The sequence below is a fragment of the Microbacterium sp. 22215 genome, assembly GCF_052045655.1.
In the GTDB taxonomy this organism is placed as follows: Bacteria; Actinomycetota; Actinomycetes; order Actinomycetales; family Microbacteriaceae; genus Microbacterium; species Microbacterium phyllosphaerae.
Genome location: NZ_JBQEPC010000011.1, coordinates 1 through 20,471, shown reverse-complemented (window position 1 = coordinate 20,471; position 20,471 = coordinate 1). Strand labels below are relative to the sequence as shown.

Here is a 20,471-nt window from a genome sequence, read left to right as displayed (position 1 = left end):
CCTAGCGTGAGCGCCGATCGCCTCTCCGACCCGACGCCTGAGGAGCCCCCATGTCCTTCATCCCGAGCCGCGGCGGACGCCGCCTCCTTCTCGGTGCCGCCGCCCTGACGGCCGCGACGTTCGTCATCGCCGGCTGCGCCGCGCAGGCTCCCGAGTCCGGTGGTGGGGGCGCAGACGGCGACTTCTCCGGTCAGACCCTGAACGCGCTGCTCATCACCTCGCACGAGGGCGCAGGCAACTGGCTCAAGGAGCACTTCGAGAAGGAGACCGGGGCCGAGGTGAACCTGACAATCGTGCCCTACGACGAGATCGGCTCGACCCTCGCGCTCGACCAGCAGTCGGGAGCGAACACGTTCGACGTGGCGGCCCCCTGGTACGTCTCGATCGGCGATCTCGCCGAGGGCGGCTCCATCCAGGACCTCACCGACTGGATCGCCGACACCCCCTCGCTCGAGGAGGACGACTTCATCCCCTCGATCAACGATCCCTACACGCTGGTCGGCGACCGCCGCTACGGCCTGCCCTTCGACGGCGACACCCACGTGCTCTTCTACAACAAGGAGATCCTCGAGCGGAACGGCATCACTGAACCGCCCGCGACCTGGGACGAGTACCTGGCCGATGTGAAGACCATCACCGAGAACGAGGGCGACGAGGGCGTCTACGGTTCGGCCATCTTCGGCCAGAAGTCTCCGCTGATCCTCGGGGCCGCCTACGCGAACCGCCTGGCGGGCTTCGGCGGCGAGTTCGTCGACGAGGACGGCAAGCCCACGATCAACTCCCCGGAGGCCGTGGCCGCCGCTCAGGCCCTGGTGGATGTCGTGCCGTACGCCTTCCCGACAGCCGCCGAGACCGACTTCGGCGTCGGCAACGGCGCCTGGTACGACGGCAAGGTCGGCTTCATCGAGAACTGGACCGACCTCGGCGTGGGGTCGGAGACGAACCCCGACTCGAAGGTCGCGGGCAAGTGGGGCGTGACGACGCTGCCGGTCGGCGGCGACAACACCGAGGCGCGTGCGTCGCTGGTGGCGGGGTTCACCTGGGTCATCGCCGCGAACACCCAGAAGACCGATCTCGCCAAGGCCTTCATCGAGTACGCCGCATCGAGCGAGGTCAACTCCGAGCTGATCGTCGCCGACCCGCAGACCGGCATCGACCCGAACCGCGAGTCGTCGCTCGAGAGCGAGGCCTACGGTGAGACCTACCCCGACCTGCAGCGGGTCAACCGCACGACGCTGAGCGGATCGCTCGCCTGGCCGACGGGGGAGAACGCCTCGCAGGCCGCGCAGATCCTCACCGACGAGCTGGCGAAGCTCATCGCGGGCGACGGCGGCACCGCGCAGGAGACCCTCGACCGCGTCCAGGCCGAGTGGGAAGAGATCCTTGGCTGACGCCTCCGCGATCCGCGTGCGCACCGCCCGCGCGTCCGGCCGAGTGCCGCGACGGGCGGGCGGTCCGGCGCGGTCCCGCACCGCACGACTGCTGACCGCGCCGACGATCCTGTCGATCGTCGTGCTCGGTGCGTATCCGCTCGTCTTCATCCTCGCCGCGGCCTTCACCGATTCGACACTCGGGCGACCGTTCCAGGAGTGGGTGGGAACCGCGAATGTCGAGACGATCCTCGCGGATGCCGACGTCGTCGCGTCGTTCGCGCGGACGGTCGCGTATGCCGTCGTGGTGGCCGTCGTCAGCGTGGTGCTGGGCGTCGCGATCGCCGTCGCGCTGGAGCGCGCGACCCGTGCAGGCGCCGTCGTGCGCACGCTGCTCCTGCTTCCTCTCATCACGCCACCGGTGGTGGTCGGAACCCTGTGGAAGCTCGTGTTCAACCCCGGCGGCGGACTCCTCGCCACCCTGCTTCCCGGTGTCTCGCTCGCGCCGCTGTCGACCACGGCGTGGGCGCTCCCGGCGATCGGCCTCGCCGATGTCTGGCAGTGGACGCCTCTGATCGTGATCCTCGTCTACGCCGCGCTGCTCACGCAGGATCCCTCTGTCCGGGAGGCGGCGTCCCTCGACGGCGCACATGGAGCCGGTCTGTTCCGGCACATCACCTGGCCGGCCATCGCGGGCACGGTGATCGCCGCACTCTTCATCCGGCTCGTCATCGCGCTGAAGGTCTTCGACCTCGTGTTCGTGATGACGTCGGGCGGACCCGGTCAGGCCTCGACCGTGACGACCTATCTCATCCAGCAGGTCGCCCTCAAGGAGTTCGACATCGGTCGGGCGTCCGCGATCACCCTCGTGTTCGCGGTCATCGTGACCGTGGTGACGATCGTGGTGGCGGCCTTCGCACGAAAGGCCCGACATGACTGAGCGGCGCACCCGGCTGCGGCCGGTCGCGAGCAGCGTGCTCTTCGTGGCGCTCGCCGTCACCCTCGTCCCCCTCGCGTATCTGTTCTCGGTGTCGCTGATGGGGCGCGACGAGACGGTCTCGGGAGTCCTGTGGAGCGCCGCGCCGCACTGGGACAACTGGGGCGACGTGCTGTCGACCGACATCCCGCGTTCGATCCTGAACTCCCTGGCCGCCGCGATCGGCGGCGCCGTCGTCTCGCTGGTCATCGCCATCCCCGGTGCCTGGGCCATCGTCCGCCACAACGCCGGAGGGCGCACGCTGGGAGCGACCCTGATGAGCCCGTGGCTGCTCCCGCCGATCGTCGCCGTGGTCCCGCTGCTCACTCTTCTTCGATCGGTGGGGCTCAACAACACGCTTCTCGGCCTCACGCTCGTGTACGCGCTCGTCAACGTGCCGGTGGCGGTCTGGCTGCTCGAGGGGTTCATCCGTCGTCTGCCGGTGGAGATCGAGGAGGCGGCGCGCATCGACGGCGCGGGGACGCTGCGGATGCTGTGGTCGGTCGTCGTCCCGCTGCTGCTGCCCAGCCTCGTCGCGATCGGGATCATCGTCGCCATCCTGAACTACAACGAGTTCCTGCTCGCGACCTTCCTCACGCAGAGTGTGGATGCGCAGACCTTCCCCGTCGCCCTGTCGCTGTTCTACGGCGATCGCACGCCGCACTTCGGCAAGATCGCGGCCGCGTCGTTCATCGGAGTCATCCCGGTCTTCGCCGCCGCGGTGTTCTTCCAGCGCTGGCTCGTCGGCGGTCTGACGACGGGCGCAGTGCGCTGAGACACCCCGGTTCCGCCCCTTTGCAGTCACCTGCTGTGCCGGTATATCGGTGCTGTATTCCGGTAACGGCGTAATCAGATCGCCTTTCTCTGATCTCTTAGATGAGTCGCGACTGGGAGCGACTCGAAATCGGACTGGGGATGACGATGACCGGGGAGAACACTGCCGTGCGCGCGCACGGAACGACGATCGGCCGAGGAACGGCGATCGACGGAGAGAAGAAGACGCTGCGGGGGCGAGTCGTCTCGATCATCGTGGGGATGGTCGTGGCGGTCGTGGGGTTGCTCGGGGCCGCGTCGCCGGCCGCGGCAGCACCCACGGTGACCTACCCCGGAGCCATCAGCGCCGTGGCGCTCGAGAATCAGCACGGCGACGGGCCGCTGGGGCAGTGGCAGACCGTGCGCATCACCGGTGAGTGGGCGGTTCCCGCGGGAGCGCAGGCGGGTGAGACCTTCGGTATGACACTGCCGGACGAGTTCAGCAGACAGGCGGCGGGGGTCTTCACGATCACCGATCCGGTGACCGGCGAGATCATGGCGGACTGCGCGGTCGCTGCCGGACAGGGTCCTGATCTGGTGTGCACTCTGACCGATGCCGTCAACGGCAAGGAGGACGTCCGCGGATCGTTCTGGATGCAGGCGACCGCCTCGCAGAGCACCACGGCCGAGACGGTCTCGTTCGACCTCGGCGACACCATCGAGATCGTCGACCTTCCGGGCGACGGCGGCGTCGTCCCGGTGAATCCCGCGGAAGAGGAGCATCCCTACAAGTACGGCGATGCGACAGCGACCGATGGGCTGCTCAAGTGGGTCGTGGGAATCCCGAGCAGCTTCGTGCATGACGGAGCCTTCACGATCGCAGACACTCTCGACGCAGGGCTCGCGGGACACCATTACACCGGCGAGGTGCGCCTCAGCCAGCGGCCGGTCGAGAACGGGGTGCAGGTCGGCGACTGGACGGTCGTCGACCCCGCGAAGTACCAGATGACCGTCGCAGACGACGGCGGCTCATTCGACTTCGCGGCATCAGGTCTGCCGGCCGGTGGCTTCGCTTACGAGCTCCTGTACTACACGCAGGCCGACGGTCCGGTGGTGAAGGGCGAGGTGTTCGGCAATCGCGCGATCGTCGACACGGTGGAGACGTCTGCGACCCACACGGTCACAGAATCCGGCGGAGGAGACGGCAGCGGAGTCGTCTACACGACCTTCGGGATCTCGAAGACGCTCACGGGGGCGCAGGCCGACGCGGCGCGCACCGCGACCTACACCGTGAAGTACTCCATCAAGGGAGCGGATGCTCCGGCGAAGACCATGGTCGTCCCCGTCGGGCAGGCGGTGGTGAGTGATCGTGCGCCCCTCGGATCGACCTTCGTGATCGAGGAGATCGACCTTCCCGTCATTTCGGGCGTGACCTGGGGTGCCTGGAGCATCTCCGGCGACGGGGTGGTCGATGCGGGGAACGGCACCTACGAGGTGACACCCGGATCCGCTGCGGGGGTGACTCTCACGCTCACGAACGTCGCCAACCCGACTCCTGTCGTGAAGCCCACTCCGGCGCCGACACCCGCGAACGTTCCGACGCCGACGCCGACGCCCGTCACGGTTCCCGGGTCGCTGGCGCTGACCGGCGGTGACAACGGCTCCGGATTCCTGGCTCTCGCGGTCGCACTGATCGTCGGCGGAGGGCTCGCGACCGCGATCGCCGCGAAGCGGAGGTCGAGCGCCGCACGCCGCTGACCGCAGCACGAATCCGACAGCGGGTGGTCACCCGCTGTCGGTGCGGTGACGAGATCAGCGGATCGCGTAGACCGCGCTGCCCACGATCACGGCGACGATCGTGGTCCAGCCGATGATCGCGACGGCCTGCCAGATGAGGATGCGCACCTTGCCGACGCCGGCGGCGGCGAGCATCGTGGCGGTGAACTGGGTCGGCAGCAGCAGCGGGCCGAGCAGGCTCACCCCGGGAACGCCGTAGCGCTCGAACGCCCTCTGGAACTTCTCCCTGCGTGCGCCGCCGCGCTCGGACTCCGCGGGGATCGACTCGACGCCGCCGCTCGTGCCGGCGAGCACCGCCTCGCGGCTGCGACTGCGGTTCACGATCGCGGTGCGGGCCCCCGAGCTGGCGATCACCAGCACGGCCACGCAGAGGAAGTTGCCCACGATCGCCGCGATGGCGGCGACGACGGGGTGGATGCCGCCGATGATGCCGATCGATACGGCACCCTCTCCCTCGATGAAGGGGATGGCCCCGGCCAGGGCGACGATGAGCGGCTGGACGAGTTCGGGCACCTGGGCGACGAAGCCCTGGAAGGTCTCGATGAGGTTCATGGAGTGCTCCTGACGGTGTGAGCGTCGGAGTCCCCGACGCGATGGATCCAGTTCATCGCGTCCCCTCGCAGAGCGGCAGTGTCGAGCCGTCACTCGTTTCCGGGTGCTTCACCCGCCGCATCCGTGACATCTGTCACGCCCGTATGGTGGGGGCATGCACAGCCCTTCCTCGGTCGTCGAGCCGCTCGGCGATCCGTCGCTCGGAGCCCGTCAGCTCGCCCGCGGGATCACCGCCACCTGGTGGTACACGTTCTCCGCCGTGGTGTTCCTCGAGCTCTTCCTCGTGCTGGTGTGGACACTCGAGGCATTCGCTGCACCCGGAGACGCGATCGCACCGGTGGTCGTCGGCCTCGGTGGCATCGTCTGGTGGCTGTCGACCATGATGCTGCTCTGGGCCTACCGGCACCGCGTCGACGCCGAGCCGGGCATCCCGTGGGCGCGCATCGTCCCTCCGCTGCTCATCGCCACGGGGTACGGCGCACTGGCCGGGATCGTGGCAGACAGCTGGCTGCTCGCGCTCATGCCGATCGCGCAGTCGGTCGTGCTTCTCAACTGGCCGCGCGGAGTGCGGCTGCGGATCGTGGTCCTGACCACCGCACTGCTCTTCGCGCTCGCGTTCATCGACGGGGCCCGCGGTGCGATGGAGCCCGGTGCGCCCGGGTGGCTGCCCGCGCTGTATGCCATTCTCATCCCCGCGATGTCGGTGAGTTCGCTCTGGTGGTGGGACGTGCTCGTCACGCTCGATCGAGCGAGGGCATCCGAGGCGCGGCTCGCGGCGACCCAGGAACGTCTGCGGGTCGCCACCGATGTGCACGACCTCCAGGGGCATCATCTCCAGGTGATCGCGCTGCAGCTCGAACTCGCCGAGCGACTCATGGGGCGCGATGCCGAGGCTGCCCTCGAGCAGCTGCAGGCCGCCCGGGTGAGCGTCGACGAGGCGCGGCAGGGCACGCGCGATCTCGCGACACGGTTCCGCTCGGTGCCGCTGGGCGACGAGGTGGCGAACGCTCGAGACCTGCTCAGCGCTGCCGGACTCGAGGTGGAGGCCGAGATCGCGACGGATGCCGACGACGCACCGGCATCCGCTCTGGGTCCCGTGATTCGAGAGACGACCACCAACGTGCTGCGCCACGGTGGCGGGCGCCACGCGCGGCTCACCCTCACCAGGGTGCCAGAGGGGTGGCGCTACGAGGTCGTGAACGACATGAGCGTCGAGGTCGTCGCCGAGTCTGTGGGTTCGGGACTCGACGGAGTGCGGCGCCGCATCGCGGAGGTGGGTGGCACCTCGGATGTGCATGCGGAGGGAGGCGATTTCGTCGTCGTGGTGACGGTGCCGCCGGGCGACGAAGCGTCCTTCGCTCGAGGAGGTTCGAGATGATCCGCGTGCTTCTGGCCGATGACGAGGGGATGATCCGTTCCGCGCTCGCCGCGCTGCTGCGACTCGAGGGCGACATCGAGGTCGTCGCGGAGTGCGCCGACGGCGAGCAGGCGGTGGCCGAGGCGCTGCGGTTGATGCCCGACGTGTGCCTGCTCGACCTCGAGATGCCGGGGCTCGACGGCGTCGAGGTCGCCGAGAGGCTGAACAGATCCATCGCCACCCGCTGCGTCGTCGTGACCCGTCATGCCCGGCCCGGCGTGCTGAGGCGGGCGCTCGCTTCGGGGGTCTCGGGTTTCCTGCCCAAGTCCCGTGGAGCCGATCAGGTCGCCGACGTGATCCGCAGGGTTGCGGCGGGCGCGCGCTATGTGGACCCCGAGATCGCGGCGGATGCGCTCAGCGACGAGCGGTCCCCGTTGACCGATCGCGAACTCGACGTGCTGCGGGCGGGCCGCCGAGGCCAGACGACAGGGCAGATCGCGAAGACGCTGTCGCTGGCTCCCGGCACGGTGCGCAACCACATCTCCGCGGTGCTCGCGAAGCTCTCTGTCGGCACCAGGCAGCAGGCGGTGCTCCTCGCCGAAGAGCGCGGCTGGATCTGAACGAGAGAGCGCTGCGCCCGGGCCAGGAGACGGAGGGCGGGTGAGGCCGTGGGAGATGGCCCCACCCGCGAGCCACGCGGAAAAGGGGAGAGCGCGGCCCGGACGTGGAGCGAGCGCTTACCCCCAGCCTCACTCCACGTCTCACATGCAAGACCCGCAGATCGCAGGATCGTGACGCGGGTGGCGGAAATCTCCGCGGGCCGCGTCGTCAGCGGCCTTCGTGGTGCTCCTCGTGTTCTTGGTGGTGGTCGTGGTCGTGGTCGTGGTCGTGGTGATCGTGCTCGTCTTCGAGGATCATGCCGACGGATGTCGCACAGGCGTCGCCCTTCCACGCCTCCACGCCTTCGCGCACGGCGAAGATCGCGATGACGAGGCCGGCGACGGCATCCGCCCACCACCAGCCGAACAGGCTGTTGAGGGCGAGGCCGATCAGCACCGCAGCTGACAGGTACGTGCAGATCAGCGTCTGCTTCGAATCGGCGATGGCCGTGGCCGAGCCGACCTCCTGCCCCGCGCGCCGCTCCGCGAGGGACACGAGGGGCATGATGACGACGCTGAGCGCGGTCAGGACGAGCCCGACGGTGCTGTGCGCGGGGCGATCGCCGTTGATCAGCGAGAGCGCCGACGATGCCGCGACGTAGATCGCGAGGGCGAAGAAGGCGACGGCGATCACCCGCAGGGTGGGCTTCTCCCATCGTTCGGGGTCGCGTCGTGTGAACTGCCAGGCGACCGCCGCGGCCGACAGCACCTCGATGCTCGAGTCGAGCCCGAATCCGATCAGCGCCGCGGAGGATGCGACCGACCCGGCCGTGATCGCGACCACCGCCTCGATCAGGTTGTACGCGATGGTGAATGCCACGATGAGCCGGATACGGCGATGGAGCGTCGTGCGGCGTGCGGGCGTGAGGGTGGGCGCCGTCATCAGCAGGTGCATCCTTCTCCGTCGCAGCAGTCGGGTTCGACGATCAGCACGACCTGCAGCAGTGCGTCGAGGGCCGGAGAGAGGTGGGGATCCGCGAGCTGATACCTGCTGCGTCGGCCGTCCGGAACGCTCTCGACCAGGCCGCAGCCGCGAAGGCACGAGAGATGATTCGACAGGAGCTGTCGACTGACGCCGAGCTGCTCCGCGAGATCGGAGGGATATGCGGGATCGTCGCGGAGCGCCAGCAGGATGGCCGCGCGCGTCGAATCCGACAGGGCGTGCCCCAGGCGGGCGAGTGCTGCGGTGTGGGTAGGGGAGGCCGTGAGAGTCACGGTCATCACAGTACAGCCGATCATGAACTCAGGGAAATCTGTATCGACTGGCGGCAACATCGGCGAAACGTCCGCTCGGTACCGTGGCACAGGCGACGGACGCCGAGAACGAGGAGACGAGCAGCATGAGCGTGACGATCGAGCGCGTGGCCTGGACGCATCCGGATGCCGAGCGGCTTCGCGCGGCTCAGAGGGTCGAGCTCGACGCTCGCTACGGCAGCGATGATCACGAGCCGGGGGTCGTTCCCTCGGCAGACGACGTGCCGGTCTTCCTGCTCGCGCGCGACGCGCACGGAGAGGCAATCGTGTGCGGTGGACTGCGGCTGCTCGACGACGAGGCGCTCGGCGACGGTGTCGCCGAGATCAAACGGATGTACGCCGCCCCGCAGGCGCGTGGCACGGGAGCAGCCACCGCGCTGCTGAGGGCTCTCGAAGGGGCCGCCGGCGAGCTCGGCCTGCGTCTCCTGGTGCTCGAGACCGGTACGGCTCAGCCTGATGCGGTGCGCTTCTACGAACGGGAGGGCTACGCCCCCATCCCGCTCTACGGGCACTACATCGGCAGCGATCTCTCGCTCTGCTTCGCGAAGGCGCTCGCCGCGGCGTGAGCTCCGCAGAGACGAGCCGCCCCGATCAGTCGGAGGGGCCCACGATCACGGCCGACTCGGGCGAGAGCGCGATCGTCCGCGCGCCGATCCGGCCGGGGGTCGTCTCGAGCAGCACCCGGGCGTCGGGCTCCAGCTCGAACTCGACCTCCTCGCCGGTGAGGTTCACGAGCACGGAGAGGTGCCCGCGATCGATGCGGTACGCCCGCGCATCCGGAGCTGCATCCCGGTGCGAGACGGTGACGGTCGTGTGCGCCATCTCGGGGTCAGTGAGCTCGGCGCGCTCCCGCCGCAACGCGATCAGGCGGCGGTAGAGATCGAGCAGCTCGGCGTGCGCCGGAGTCGAGACCTCGCTCCAGTCGAGGTGCGAGCGCTCGAACGTCGCCGGATCCTGTGGATCGGGCACCAGGGCCGGGTCCCAGCCCATACGGGCGAACTCGGCGATGCGCCCCTCGGCGGTGGCCCGGGCGAGCTCCGGTTCCTTGTGCGAGGTGAAGAACTGCCAGGGCGTCGACGCTCCCCACTCCTCGCCCATGAAGAGCATTGGTGTGCCCGGGGCGGTCAGTGTGAGCACTGCAGCGACCGCGAGACGGCCGGGCGACAGTGAGGCCGAGAGCCGGTCACCGGCGGCACGGTTGCCGATCTGGTCGTGATCCTGCGCGAAGGTGACGAGGCGCCAGGCGGGGACGCTCGCAGGCAGGGGAGCACCGTGAGCGCGACCGCGGAACGACGAGTACGTGCCGTCGTGGAAGAAGCCGCCCTCGGAGACCTTGACCATGGCGTCCGGTGCGGCGAAGTCCTCGTAATAGCCGTCGGTCTCACCGGTGAGGGCCACATGGACCGCGTGATGCCAGTCGTCCGACCACTGCGCCGTGAGTCCGTACCCGCCGGCGTCGCGCGGAAGGATGAGGGTCGGGTCGTTCAGGTCGGACTCCGCGATCAGGCTGAGGGGTCGTTCGAGCCGAGCGGAGAGAGCGTCGACGCGTTCGGCGAGCTCCTGCAGGATGTGCGGCGTGCGCTCGTCCTGGAGGGCATGCACGGCATCGAGACGCAGCCCGTCGACGTGGAAGTCGCGCAGCCACATCAGTGCGTTCTCGATGATGTACTCGCGCACCGCCGACTCGTCGAGGTTCACCGAGTCGCCCCACGAGGTGTGCTCGCCGTCACGCAGGTACGGCCCGAACTCGGGCAGGTAGTTGCCGCTCGGGCCCAGGTGGTTGTAGACCACGTCCTGGATCACTGCGAGGCCGCGGGCGTGCGCGGCATCCACGAGGCGCTGGTATCCGGCAGGGCCGCCGTAGCCCTCGTGCACCGCGTACCAGAGCACGCCGTCGTAGCCCCAGTTCCACTCGCCGCTGAACGCGTTCACCGGAAGCAGCTCGACGTGCGTGATCCCGAGCCCGACCAGGTGATCGAGGCGCGCGATCAGTGCGTCGAGGGTGCCTTCGGCAGTGAACGTGCCCACATGCAGCTCGTAGATGACCGCACCGTCCAGCGGCCGCCCCGTCCAGCTCGTGTCGGTCCACTCGAAGCGCGAGGCGTCGAACAGGGCGGACGGCCCGTGCACACCGCGAGGCTGTCGCCGCGATCGGGGATCCGGTCGCAGATCGTGGCTGCCGTCGAGGAGGAAGCCGTACCGCTCGCCCTCTGACATGGCCACATCGGTGCGCCACCAGCCGGGATCCGATTCGGCAGGCGTCATGTCGTGCTCCGAGATGAGCACGCACGCGGGGGTCAGCCGACGCAGGCGCACGCTCTGCGCGCGCGGCGCCCAGACAGAGATCACCGATCCTCCACGAGGAGCGCCACCGGGTAGGTGTCGAGCAGGTCGGTGAGTCGGACGGGACCGCCGTCGATCTTCCGACCCGTCAGGACATCCACCGAAGGCAGATCACGATGCATCAGGACGGTGTCGCCCCAACCGCCTCGCCGGGCCAGAGCAACCGGCAGCCGAGTGGCGACGGCGATCACCCCGCCTCGATCCATCGCGATCGCATGGTCGGATGCCTCGCCGGCGACGCCCGCGGCACGGTACCGGTCGAAGAGGTCTGCGTGATCGCGCCGCAGACGCAGGGTCCTCGAGGTGATGAGCATCTTCGCGAGGCCCGAGTCGTCGATCGGAGGGAGGATGCCCTGGGCGGCGTCCTCGTCCAGGAGGCGCAGCAGCGCGGATCGCTCGGCGAAGTCGACCGGTCGACGGTTGTCGGGGTCGACCAGCGAGTGGTCCCACAGCTCGGTGCCCTGATACACGTCGGGAACACCGGGCGCCGCGAGCTGGAGGAGCTTCGCGGACAGCGAGTTGATGCGGCCGGGGGCGACGATCTCGGCCACGAATCGCTCGACGATCTCGCGTGCGGGTCCGTTGGCAGCCTCGGCGATCGCCGTGACGCCCTTCTCGAACGCGGCGTCGGGATGCTGCCATCCGGTGCCCTCGGCCGCCTCCCGTGCGGCCTTCAGGCCATACGCGGTCAGTCGCTCGGTCGAGATCGGCCACGCACCCACGGCAGCCTGCCAGAGCAGCGCGTCGAGAGGGCCGTGTCCGGTCGAGGCGACGGCACGGAGCTCCGTCAGAGTCTCGGACCAGCGCTCCGGGACCTCCGCGAGCACCGACAGCCGGGCACGGACGTCCTCGGAGCGCTTCGTGTCGTGCGTCGACAGCGTGGTCATCGAGTGGGGCCACGAGGCGAGCCGCGAGCGTTGGGCGTCATGGAACGCATCGACCGAGATCGAGCCGATCGAGGGGTCGCCGCCGACCTCGGTCAGCGTTCCCAGTCGGGTGAAACGGTAGAACGCGGTGTCTTCGACGCCCTTCGCCATCACCGCTCCGGTGACCTGCGGGAACCGCTCGGCCACCTCGCGCGTCGTGTCGAAGAGCAGCGGCGCGAGCTCGGCGATCGACTCGGCGAGATCGGGCCGTCGGTGGGCGGCGTCGTCGATCGCGTGCTGCAGGTGCTCGCGCCCCGCCGGCAGGTACGCGCGGTACACGGGGAAGCTCGCGACGATCTCGGTCAGAGCATCCTCCGCTCCGACGATGCCGAACGGCAGTGCGCGCACCAGTCGGCGGATCTCGGACCGCAGCAGCTCGTCGGCGATCTTCCGCTTCGTGGTGAGGATCAGGTCGTGCCATGACTGCGCGACGGGCAGACCGGTCTCCGCACGCAGGCGGGCATCGAGGGCATCGAGTTCGTCGACGCCGTTCTGGTCGATCAGGACCCTGTCGATCTCGACCAGAGCGTCGTAGCCGGTCGTGCCGTCGGTTCGCCACCAGGAGGGCAGCTCCTCCCCGGGCTCCAGGATCTTCTCGACCAGGGTGTAGGCGGCGCCGGTCACGTCGGCGAGATGCTCCAGATAGTCCCCGGGGTGCGCCAACCCGTCCGGGTGATCCACCCGGAGTCCGTCGGCGAGCCCGTCGGTGATCCACCGGGCGATCTCCCGGTGCGACTCGTCGAAGACATCGGGGAGCTCGACGCGGATGCCCGCGAGCTCCGACACCGCGAAGAAGCGGCGATAGTCGAGGTCGGTGTTCTGGTCTTCCCAGAAGCGCAGTTCGTAGTGCTGGGCGTCGAGGAGAGCCGGAAGATCGTCGGCCAGAGCTCCCGTCCCGGGAGCCAGAGGCAGCACATGATCGAAGTAGCTCAGGGTCCCGTCCGGCGCATCGTCAGCGGGGGTCGTGTCGACGACGATCTCTCCCGCGGCGAGGGCCTCGGTGGGCGTCGACCCCAGGATCGGCAGCCGCACACGTCCCTCGGCGACACGCTTGTCGACGTCGAAGGCCACCGCGTGCCGTGATGCGGAACCGAGCCGCAGCATGTCCCACCACCAGAGGTTGGCGCGCGGGATCGCCACTCCGACGTGGTTCGGCACGATGTCGACAAGGATGCCGAGTCCGGCCGCGCGCGCGGCGGCGGCGAAGCGCTCCAGGCCCTCGGGGCCGCCGCGTGCGTCGTCGACCCGCGAGTGGTCGACGACGTCGTATCCGTGATCGGACCCCGGCACCGCTGCGAGCAGCGGCGAGAGGTATGCCCAGGACACGCCGAGATCGGTGAGGTACTCGGTCACCGCCGCGGCGTCGTCGAGAGTGAACCCGGCGCGGATCTGCAGGCGATACGTCGACAGCGGGCGCTGGGTCATCGAGGCAGCTCCGGGCTCGGTGCGGGTGAGGGAGTCTCGGTGCGCTCGGTCTGGATGCGCAGGGAGGCCTCGACGGAGTCGTCCGTCGGCACCTCGGTCTGGTCGACCTCGCGCAGCACCAGCAGGGAGTGCGCCTCGAGGGTCACGGGTGCTCCCGCGTCGAGCGGCTCACCACCCGCCCGGTCGGAGGCGGTGTCGATCGCCACCTCCCAGGCGCGTCCGTGCCGGTCATCCGGAAGAACGGCGTCGATCGCCTCCGCGCCGCTGTGGAAGTAGACGAGGAAGTTCTGATCCGCGACGGGCCGCCCGCGGCGGTCCTTCTCGCGGATGCCCTGCCCGTTGAGGAACATCCCGATCGCGAGACCGAAGCCGGAGTCCCAATCCTCCGGTTCCATGCGGCGCCCGTCGGGTCGCAGCCAGACGACGTCGGGCACGCGCTCGCCGTCCTCGGAGCGCACAGGGCGCCCGTCGAAGAAGCGACTGCGCCGGAAGGTCGGATGCGAGCGGCGGAGTCTGGCGACGGCCGCAGTGAACTCGATCAGCGGGCGATCCGCAGCATCCCAGTCGACCCAGGTCAGCTCGTTGTCCTGGGCGTAGCCGTTGTTGTTGCCGTCCTGGGTGCGGCCGAGCTCGTCGCCGTGGGCGATCATCGGCACGCCCTGCGACAGCAGCAGCGTCGCCAGGAAGTTGCGCTGCTGCCGGGCGCGGATGCGGTTCACGGCCTCGTCGTCGGTCGGCCCCTCCACTCCGTTGTTGTCGGAGCGGTTGTGCGATTCTCCGTCGTTGTTGTCCTCGCCGTTCGCGTCGTTCTGCTTCTCGTTGTACGAGACGAGGTCGCGCAGCGTGAAGCCGTCGTGGGCCGTGACGAAGTTGATGGATGCCACCGGACGCCGACCGGAGTGCTCGTACAGGTCGGCCGAGCCCGTGAGGCGCGAGGCGAACTCGCCGAGAGCCTGCGGTTCTCCGCGCCAGAAGTCGCGCACGGTGTCACGGTACTTGCCGTTCCATTCCGTCCACTGCGGAGGGAAGTTGCCCACCTGGTATCCGCCGGGGCCGACGTCCCACGGCTCGGCGATGAGCTTCACCTGGGAGACGATCGGGTCCTGCTGCACGAGCTCGAAGAAGGCCGCGAGCCGGTCGACGTCGTAGAACTCACGCGCAAGGGTCGAGGCGAGGTCGAAGCGGAAGCCGTCGACGTGCATCTCGGTGACCCAGTACCGCAGTGAGTCCATGATCAGCTGCAGCGCATGGGGGTTGCCCGCGTTGAGGCTGTTCCCCGTCCCGGTGTAGTCGGTGTAGTAGCGGCGGTCTTCTTCGAGGCGGTAGTACGCCTCGTTGTCGATGCCCCTCATCGAGAGCATCGGGCCCATGTGGTTGCCCTCGGCGGTGTGGTTGTAGACCACGTCGAGGATGACCTCGATGCCCGCGGCGTGCAGAGCGCGCACCATCGCCTTGAACTCCTGCACCTGCTGACCGTGCTGCCCGCTCGAGGCGTAGTCGTTGTGCGGCGCGAAGAACGCGAGGGTGTTGTAGCCCCAGTAGTTCGTCAGCCCCTTCTCGAGGAGTGTCGAGTCGTAGACGAACTGGTGCACCGGCATCAGCTCGATCGCCGTCACGCCGAGGTGCACGAGATGGTCGATGACCGAGGGGTGCGCGATCGCCGCGTAGGTGCCGCGCAGCTCCTCCGGGACGTCGGGATGCCGCTCGGTGAGGCCCTTGACGTGCGCCTCGTAGATCACCGTCTGCGCGTAGGGGGTCTTGGGGAGGCGGTCGCCGGCCCACTCGAAGAAGGGGTTGATGACGACGCCCTTGACCATCGTCGCGGCGGAATCCTCGTCGTTGCGCGAATCGGGGTCGCCGAAGTCGTAGCCGAAGAGCGGCTGTCCCCAGTCGATGCGCCCGGCAACGGATTTGGCGTACGGGTCGAGCAGGAGCTTGTTCGGGTTGAACCGCTGGCCCTGGGTGGGCTCGTACGGACCGTGCACGCGGTATCCGTAGAGCTGCCCCGGCTGCACCGAGGGCAGGTAGCCGTGCCAGACGTACGCGTCGACCTCTTCGAGAAGCACGCGCTCCTCGGTGCCGTCGTCGTCGAAGAGGCACAGCTCGACCTTCTCGGCGCCTTCGCTGAACAGCGCGAAGTTCGTGCCCTGTCCGTCGAAGGTGGCCCCGAGGGGGTACGGCGAACCGGGCCAGACGTCGTGGCTCACAGAGCGCGCCGAGTCGCGACGGCGCGGTGCAGCACGGTCTTCACCGCGTCATGGAAGTCATGCACCTGGGCGACCTCATCGGCGTGGTGATAGGGGTGTCCGACGTAGCAGACGAACACCGGATGCACGTGTTCCACGTAGCCCACCGGGCCATCGTGGAGAACGGCATAGCGGTCGAGGTCGACGCGTTCGTACAGGGGCTCGACCGGCGTCGGTGCTTTCGCGGGAGCCTGGCCTTCTACGGGCTGGTGGTCATGCGCGGTATGGGTCTTCGCAGTCATGAGGGCTCCTGATTCTGTTGATGGGCTCCACGCTAAAAGGTGAGAACCGGAAGCGGAATACCATTGCCTCCACGCCTCAAAGGCGCTAGGTCCACGGATGACTTCCCCTGGGCGCGGTAGCCTCTCGCCATGTCCTCGTTCGGAACCGTGCTGTCTCCCGTCGGTGAGATCGGCGTCGTCAGCGACGGGACCGCGATCCGACGGGTCACCTGGCGGTCGGATCCGCCGCCGGAGACGGATGCCGAGCCGGATCCTCTCCTCACGGAGGCGCTCGATCAGCTGGCCGCGTACTTCGGCGGAGCGCTGCGGGAGTTCGATCTCCCGGTCGATCTCGGTCGGCAGACCGACACCACCCGTGCGGTGCTGACGGCGCTCCACGAGACCGTCGGGCATGGAGAGACGCTGACCTACGGCGGTCTTGCCCGACGCAGCGGCACCGAGGTTCCCGCGCGGGGGATCGGGGCGATCATGGGCGCGAATCCCGTGCCGATCATCGTGCCATGTCATCGTGTCGTCGCGGGCGACGGGCTGGGCGGCTACTCCGGCGGGGCCCCGGGCCAGGGGCTCACGACCAAGCGCTGGTTGCTCGAGCACGAGGGCGCGCTGCCCGCATCCCTGTTCTGATCGCGCGGGCCGCCGCTCGGCGTGAAATCAGCTCCCGGCCACCTGCGACAATGGAAGTCCCGTGCCGATTCCGAACCGAGGAGCACCCGTGCAGTACATCTCCACCCGTGGCGGCATGACGCCGATGCCGTACTGCGAGACCCTGCTCGAAGGGCTCGCGCCCGACGGTGGTCTGGCTGTTCCCGAGACGATGCCCACGGTCGACGGCGAGACCCTCGAGCGCTGGCGTGCGCTGACGTACCCGCAGCTGGCGACGGAGGTGCTGGCTCTCTTCGCCACCGACATCCCGAGGGTCGACCTCGCACGCATGACCGCCGCGGCCTACGAGCCGTTCCCCGAAGCGGTCGTTCCGCTGCGGTCCATCGATGACGACCTCACGCTCGTGGGGCTGTCTGAAGGACCGACTCTGGCGTTCAAGGACATGGCCATGCAGTTCCTCGGCCAGGTCGTCGAATACGCCCTGGAGCGCAAGGGCTCGGTGCTCAACATCCTCGGTGCGACCTCGGGCGACACCGGCTCTGCTGCCGAGCACGCTCTGCGCGGCAAGGACCGCATCTCGGTCTTCATGCTGTCGCCCAAGGGCCGCATGAGCGCCTTCCAGCGGGCCCAGATGTTCTCGCTCGATGACGAGAACATCCACAACATCGTCGTCGACGGCGTCTTCGACGACTGCCAGAACCTCGTCAAGCATCTCGCGGGCGATCTGGACTTCAAGCGTGCCCAGCACCTCGGTGCCGTCAACTCGATCAACCTCGCGCGCATCACCGCTCAGGTCGTCTACTACTTCTGGGCATGGCTGCGCGCGACGGATGCCGGCGGCTGGACAGAGGTCTCCTTCACGGTGCCGTCGGGCAACTTCGGCAACATCCTCTCGGGCTTCTTCGCGAAGCAGATGGGTCTTCCGATCCGTCGTCTCGTGCTCGCCGCGAACGAGAACAACGTCCTCGACGAGTTCTTCCGCACCGGTGTCTACCGACCCCGGAGCGCCGCTCAGACTCTGGCCACATCGAGCCCGTCGATGGACATCTCGAAGGCGTCGAACCTCGAGCGCTTCATCTTCGAGCTCGTCGGCCGCGATGCCGCTCGCGTCGTGAGCGCCTGGCAGGAGCTCGACACGCAGGGCTACTTCGACTTCACCGCGGATCTCGAGCGCTTCGTCGAGGAGTTCGGCATCGTCAGCGGAACCTCCACCCACGCCGATCGGCTCGCGACCATCAAGGCGGTCTACGACGCCTCGGGCGACATCGTCGATCCGCACACCGCGGACGGGGTCAAGGTCGCCCGCGAGTACGTCGAGCCCGGAGTGCCGATGCTCGTGCTCGAGACCGCGAAGCCGCAGAAGTTCGCCGAGACGATCCGCGAGGCGATCGGCGTCGAGTTGGAGTACTCGTCCGAGCTTCGCGCGATGCTCGACGCCCCGCAGCGCACGACCGAGATGGCCGATGACGAGCACGAACTCCGTGCTTTCATCGAGGCCAAGGCGCTGCGCTAGCCGACACCGCGACAGCGACCATCGAGACCCCTCCCGCCGATCACGGCAGGAGGGGTCTCGTGTTCACTGCGTCAGGCCGGGTCGGCAGCAGATCAGGCCGGGTCGCCGTGCAGCATCCACGGCACGCCGAACCGGTCGACGAGCATTCCGAAGGTGCCGCCCCACGGCGGGGTGTCGAGCGGCATCGTGATCGCCGCGCCGTCGGCCAGGGCATCCCAGACCTCCTGGGTGCGCTCATGCGTGTTGCCGCTGAGCGACACCGAGAATCCCTGGGGCGGTTCGAACGGGATGCCGTCGGGGGTGTCCGACGCCATGAGCACAAGCCCGTCGGGCGTGGTGAGCTGTGCGTGCATCACGAGATCCTTCTGATCGGGGTTCTGGACCATGTCGGGGAACTCGCCGAACACGTTGATGACGAGCTCACCGCCGAGCACGCCCTGATAGAACTCCATCGCCTGCCGCGCCTCGGTGCGGAACGAGAGATACGGGTTGAGGTTCGCCATGACTGCCCCCAGTGATGTGATGCGGAGTCGCAGTCGACCCCGCTGCACGCTCATTCTTCGCCGGGGGTCGGACATCCGCAAGAGCGTGCGCGGCGGCTCAGACGGGGAGCGCTTTCACTGCCGCCGTGAGCACCTGGGGCACGGTCGGAACACCCTCGGCGCGGAAGACCTCGGTGCCCGAGACGTCGCGGATGATGACGGTCGGCGTGAAGCGGATGTCGAGCGCCTCGGCGGCGTCGGGCTCGCGCGCGACGTCGATCTCGGTGATGGTGGCATCCGGGAGGAATCGTGCGGCGTCGGCGAGCACCGCGCGGGTGCGTGAGCAGGCTCCGCAGAATGCGGAGGTGACGAGCGTCAGTTCCATCGGGCCCCTCTCGGTCCTCCGGATGCAACCGGCGGAGTGACCCGGATGTTCCCCGAGATGCTCAGAACTCGGTGCGCTTGACGAGCCCGCGGTTCGTGCGGATGTGCTCGTAGTCCCACTGGATCAGGCGCGATTCGGCGAGCCAGCCCGCGAGCGCAGCGGTGTCGACCTCGGTGGCGTCGAGGTACCTCGCCTCCGCAGCCTGGAACGTCCCTGACGCGGTCAGGCCGTCGCCGGCGAACGACTGGCCGCTCCAGAACATCAGGCGGACGGCATCTTTCAGTCGGTGGTAGCCGACGATAGGGTTGCCGTCGAGGAACCACACCGGATGCGCGTGCCACACCTTGCCCGAGGCCTCGGGGAGTCCCTGCTCGATCTCGGCGGCGAGTACATCGCAGATCTCCCGGTCCTCGGGTGTGAGTCTGCGGTGGTAGTCGTCGATCTCGGGTGCGCGGCTCATGGTGTGAGTATGGCCCGCGCCTCGGCCGGCGTCGAGAGTCAGTCGGTCTTCGTGTCGGCGCGCGGGTGGAGCAGGCCCGATGCGGCACCGAGAGCCGCCCCGACGATGGTGTCCACGATGCGCTCGAACGCGACGTCCATCGATCCGATGTCCCCGGTCGCGGCGCCCGTGAGCAGCAGCACCAGCGGGGTGATGAAGACGAGCGCCAAGGCGTAGTGACGAACGACGACGAGCTCGATCGTGAACTGCAGTGCGCCCAGCAGCAGCGCCAGCCACAGCCCGGACGGATGCAGCAGCGCCAGGAGGGCATACACACCGGCGCCGACGACGGTGCCGAGCATCCGGTGCAGTCCGCGCTGCACGGCGGCGCGACGCGCGGCGGCGACGCCGATCACGGCGACGGCGGAGCCGACGATCCAGTATGTCCGCGTCGGGTCGATCACCAGGCCCAGCAGCACTCCGATGACCGCGACGATGGCGACCCGCAGGAGCAGCATGCGCGAATCGGCGGTGAAGGCGGGGCCGGGCAGCAGCTCACGGAGCGGTCGGGCGGTGATCGCGCGTGTACGGGGACGCAGCAGCGGCGCCATCGCGACCAGATACGAGAACAGACAGCCTGCCGCGAGCGCTGCGATGTAGACGAGCGGTGCGATCGGCGAACTGGCGATGACGTGGGCGGAGAGGCCGAAGACCAGCACGAAGAACAGAGGACCGGGCGGGCCGAGGCGGAACCCGAATGCGAGCGCCGCACTGGCGATCGCGACCACGACGACCCCGATGCTCACGAGCCAGGCGTTCGCAGAGGCTGCGACGCCGAGGGCGGCGCTGACGATCAGGCCCGCCGCGACGAACGGCAGGATCCTCGCCCGGTCGAGGACGGGCGCTGTGCCGGCGAACAGGACGGTGAAGGCGCCGGATGCCGCGATGTAGCCGAGCGACGGTTCGCCCAGAAGGGTCATGACCGCGATCGGGACGGCGATTCCGAGCGCGGCCTGCGTCGCCAGGTGCCAGCGCGGACCGCGCTTGGGGGCGAGGGCGAACAGACTCATCCCTCCATTGTCTCGCGGCTCACGGGCCCCCATGACTCGGCCCATCGTTCGGGTCGCAGTTCGTGCCGCGCGACCCGGC

Annotated in this window: 20 protein-coding genes; 9 read left to right on the top strand and 11 right to left on the bottom strand. The window is 68.8% G+C overall.

From position 1 onward, the window contains the following. Window positions 1–50 precede the first annotated feature (50 nt). The 4 genes from ACTJKH_RS15760 to ACTJKH_RS15745 all read left to right on the top strand — a co-directional run bounded on the left by ACTJKH_RS15760 (window position 51) and on the right by ACTJKH_RS15745 (window position 4,857). Entirely contained in the window at window positions 51–1,391 is a 1,341-nt protein-coding gene (locus ACTJKH_RS15760; protein ID WP_440737691.1) for an ABC transporter substrate-binding protein, read from the top strand. Then, the gene (locus ACTJKH_RS15755) at window positions 1,384–2,310 is read left to right on the top strand and encodes a carbohydrate ABC transporter permease (RefSeq protein WP_440737690.1); all 927 of its coding nucleotides are present in this window, start codon (window positions 1,384–1,386) and stop codon (window positions 2,308–2,310) included. The genes ACTJKH_RS15760 and ACTJKH_RS15755 overlap by 8 nt, the downstream gene beginning before the upstream one ends. Further along, a complete protein-coding gene (locus ACTJKH_RS15750) occupies window positions 2,303–3,121 on the top strand; it encodes a carbohydrate ABC transporter permease (protein ID WP_440737689.1) in 819 nt (272 codons plus the stop codon). Before ACTJKH_RS15755 ends, ACTJKH_RS15750 begins: the two co-directional genes overlap by 8 nt. A 146-nt stretch (window positions 3,122–3,267) precedes the next feature. After that, the gene (locus tag ACTJKH_RS15745; RefSeq protein WP_440737688.1) at window positions 3,268–4,857 is read left to right on the top strand and encodes an Ig-like domain-containing protein; all 1,590 of its coding nucleotides are present in this window, start codon (window positions 3,268–3,270) and stop codon (window positions 4,855–4,857) included. A gap of 54 nt (window positions 4,858–4,911) precedes the next feature. Here ACTJKH_RS15745 and ACTJKH_RS15740 read toward each other — a convergent pair whose 3' ends face one another. Continuing rightward, window positions 4,912–5,448, bottom strand: a complete 537-nt coding sequence (locus tag ACTJKH_RS15740; protein ID WP_440737687.1) for a small multidrug efflux protein — start codon at window positions 5,446–5,448, stop codon at window positions 4,912–4,914. Window positions 5,449–5,602: 154 nt separating this feature from the next. Here ACTJKH_RS15740 and ACTJKH_RS15735 point away from each other — a divergent pair, with 154 nt between their 5' ends. Then, window positions 5,603–6,826, top strand: coding sequence for a sensor histidine kinase (locus tag ACTJKH_RS15735; protein WP_440737686.1), 1,224 nt, complete (start codon window positions 5,603–5,605; stop codon window positions 6,824–6,826). Beyond that, complete coding sequence (locus tag ACTJKH_RS15730) at window positions 6,823–7,425, top strand: response regulator transcription factor (protein WP_259160355.1); 603 nt, start codon at window positions 6,823–6,825, stop codon at window positions 7,423–7,425. The genes ACTJKH_RS15735 and ACTJKH_RS15730 overlap by 4 nt, the downstream gene beginning before the upstream one ends. A 208-nt stretch (window positions 7,426–7,633) precedes the next feature. Here the strand turns inward: ACTJKH_RS15730 and ACTJKH_RS15725 are convergent, their stop codons facing one another. Both ACTJKH_RS15725 and ACTJKH_RS15720 read right to left on the bottom strand, forming a co-directional pair. Beyond that, window positions 7,634–8,347: a cation diffusion facilitator family transporter gene (locus tag ACTJKH_RS15725; protein WP_440737685.1), complete on the bottom strand. Its 714-nt coding sequence runs from the start codon at window positions 8,345–8,347 to the stop codon at window positions 7,634–7,636. Then, complete coding sequence (locus ACTJKH_RS15720) at window positions 8,347–8,685, bottom strand: ArsR/SmtB family transcription factor (protein ID WP_210097074.1); 339 nt, start codon at window positions 8,683–8,685, stop codon at window positions 8,347–8,349. Before ACTJKH_RS15720 ends, ACTJKH_RS15725 begins: the two co-directional genes overlap by 1 nt. A 77-nt stretch (window positions 8,686–8,762) precedes the next feature. Between ACTJKH_RS15720 and ACTJKH_RS15715 the strand changes: the two genes are divergently transcribed. Next, complete coding sequence (locus ACTJKH_RS15715) at window positions 8,763–9,284, top strand: GNAT family N-acetyltransferase (protein WP_440737684.1); 522 nt, start codon at window positions 8,763–8,765, stop codon at window positions 9,282–9,284. A 25-nt stretch (window positions 9,285–9,309) separates the two neighbouring features. Here the strand turns inward: ACTJKH_RS15715 and treZ are convergent, their stop codons facing one another. From treZ to ACTJKH_RS15695, 4 genes are read right to left on the bottom strand one after another with little or no spacing between them, the layout of a single operon-like run. Then, window positions 9,310–11,067 (bottom strand): malto-oligosyltrehalose trehalohydrolase, encoded by a 1,758-nt coding sequence (gene treZ, locus ACTJKH_RS15710; protein WP_440737683.1) that lies wholly within the window; start codon window positions 11,065–11,067, stop codon window positions 9,310–9,312. Beyond that, window positions 11,064–13,412, bottom strand: coding sequence for a malto-oligosyltrehalose synthase (gene treY, locus ACTJKH_RS15705; RefSeq protein WP_440737682.1), 2,349 nt, complete (start codon window positions 13,410–13,412; stop codon window positions 11,064–11,066). The genes treZ and treY overlap by 4 nt, the downstream gene beginning before the upstream one ends. Beyond that, complete coding sequence (gene glgX / locus ACTJKH_RS15700; protein ID WP_440737681.1) at window positions 13,409–15,619, bottom strand: glycogen debranching protein GlgX; 2,211 nt, start codon at window positions 15,617–15,619, stop codon at window positions 13,409–13,411. Before glgX ends, treY begins: the two co-directional genes overlap by 4 nt. Next, entirely contained in the window at window positions 15,616–15,900 is a 285-nt protein-coding gene (locus tag ACTJKH_RS15695; protein ID WP_440737680.1) for a hypothetical protein, read from the bottom strand. Before ACTJKH_RS15695 ends, glgX begins: the two co-directional genes overlap by 4 nt. 129 nt (window positions 15,901–16,029) lie before the next feature. On the opposite strand from ACTJKH_RS15695, the gene ACTJKH_RS15690 reads away from it, so the two are divergent. Together ACTJKH_RS15690 and thrC are read left to right on the top strand one after the other, a co-directional pair. Beyond that, a complete protein-coding gene (locus ACTJKH_RS15690; RefSeq protein WP_440737679.1) occupies window positions 16,030–16,524 on the top strand; it encodes a methylated-DNA--[protein]-cysteine S-methyltransferase in 495 nt (164 codons plus the stop codon). Between the two features lie 88 nt (window positions 16,525–16,612). Beyond that, entirely contained in the window at window positions 16,613–18,016 is a 1,404-nt protein-coding gene (thrC, locus tag ACTJKH_RS15685; protein ID WP_440737678.1) for a threonine synthase, read from the top strand. Window positions 18,017–18,108: 92 nt separating this feature from the next. On the opposite strand, the gene ACTJKH_RS15680 is transcribed toward thrC, so the two are convergent. From ACTJKH_RS15680 to ACTJKH_RS15665, 4 genes are all read right to left on the bottom strand, one after another. After that, the gene (locus ACTJKH_RS15680; protein ID WP_440737677.1) at window positions 18,109–18,519 is read right to left on the bottom strand and encodes a VOC family protein; all 411 of its coding nucleotides are present in this window, start codon (window positions 18,517–18,519) and stop codon (window positions 18,109–18,111) included. Between the two features lie 97 nt (window positions 18,520–18,616). Beyond that, window positions 18,617–18,883, bottom strand: a complete 267-nt coding sequence (locus ACTJKH_RS15675; RefSeq protein ID WP_440737676.1) for a thioredoxin domain-containing protein — start codon at window positions 18,881–18,883, stop codon at window positions 18,617–18,619. Window positions 18,884–18,944: 61 nt separating this feature from the next. After that, window positions 18,945–19,343: a hypothetical protein gene (locus tag ACTJKH_RS15670; RefSeq protein ID WP_440737675.1), complete on the bottom strand. Its 399-nt coding sequence runs from the start codon at window positions 19,341–19,343 to the stop codon at window positions 18,945–18,947. A 38-nt stretch (window positions 19,344–19,381) separates the two neighbouring features. Continuing rightward, the gene (locus ACTJKH_RS15665; protein ID WP_440737674.1) at window positions 19,382–20,392 is read right to left on the bottom strand and encodes an FUSC family protein; all 1,011 of its coding nucleotides are present in this window, start codon (window positions 20,390–20,392) and stop codon (window positions 19,382–19,384) included. Window positions 20,393–20,471 lie beyond the last annotated feature (79 nt).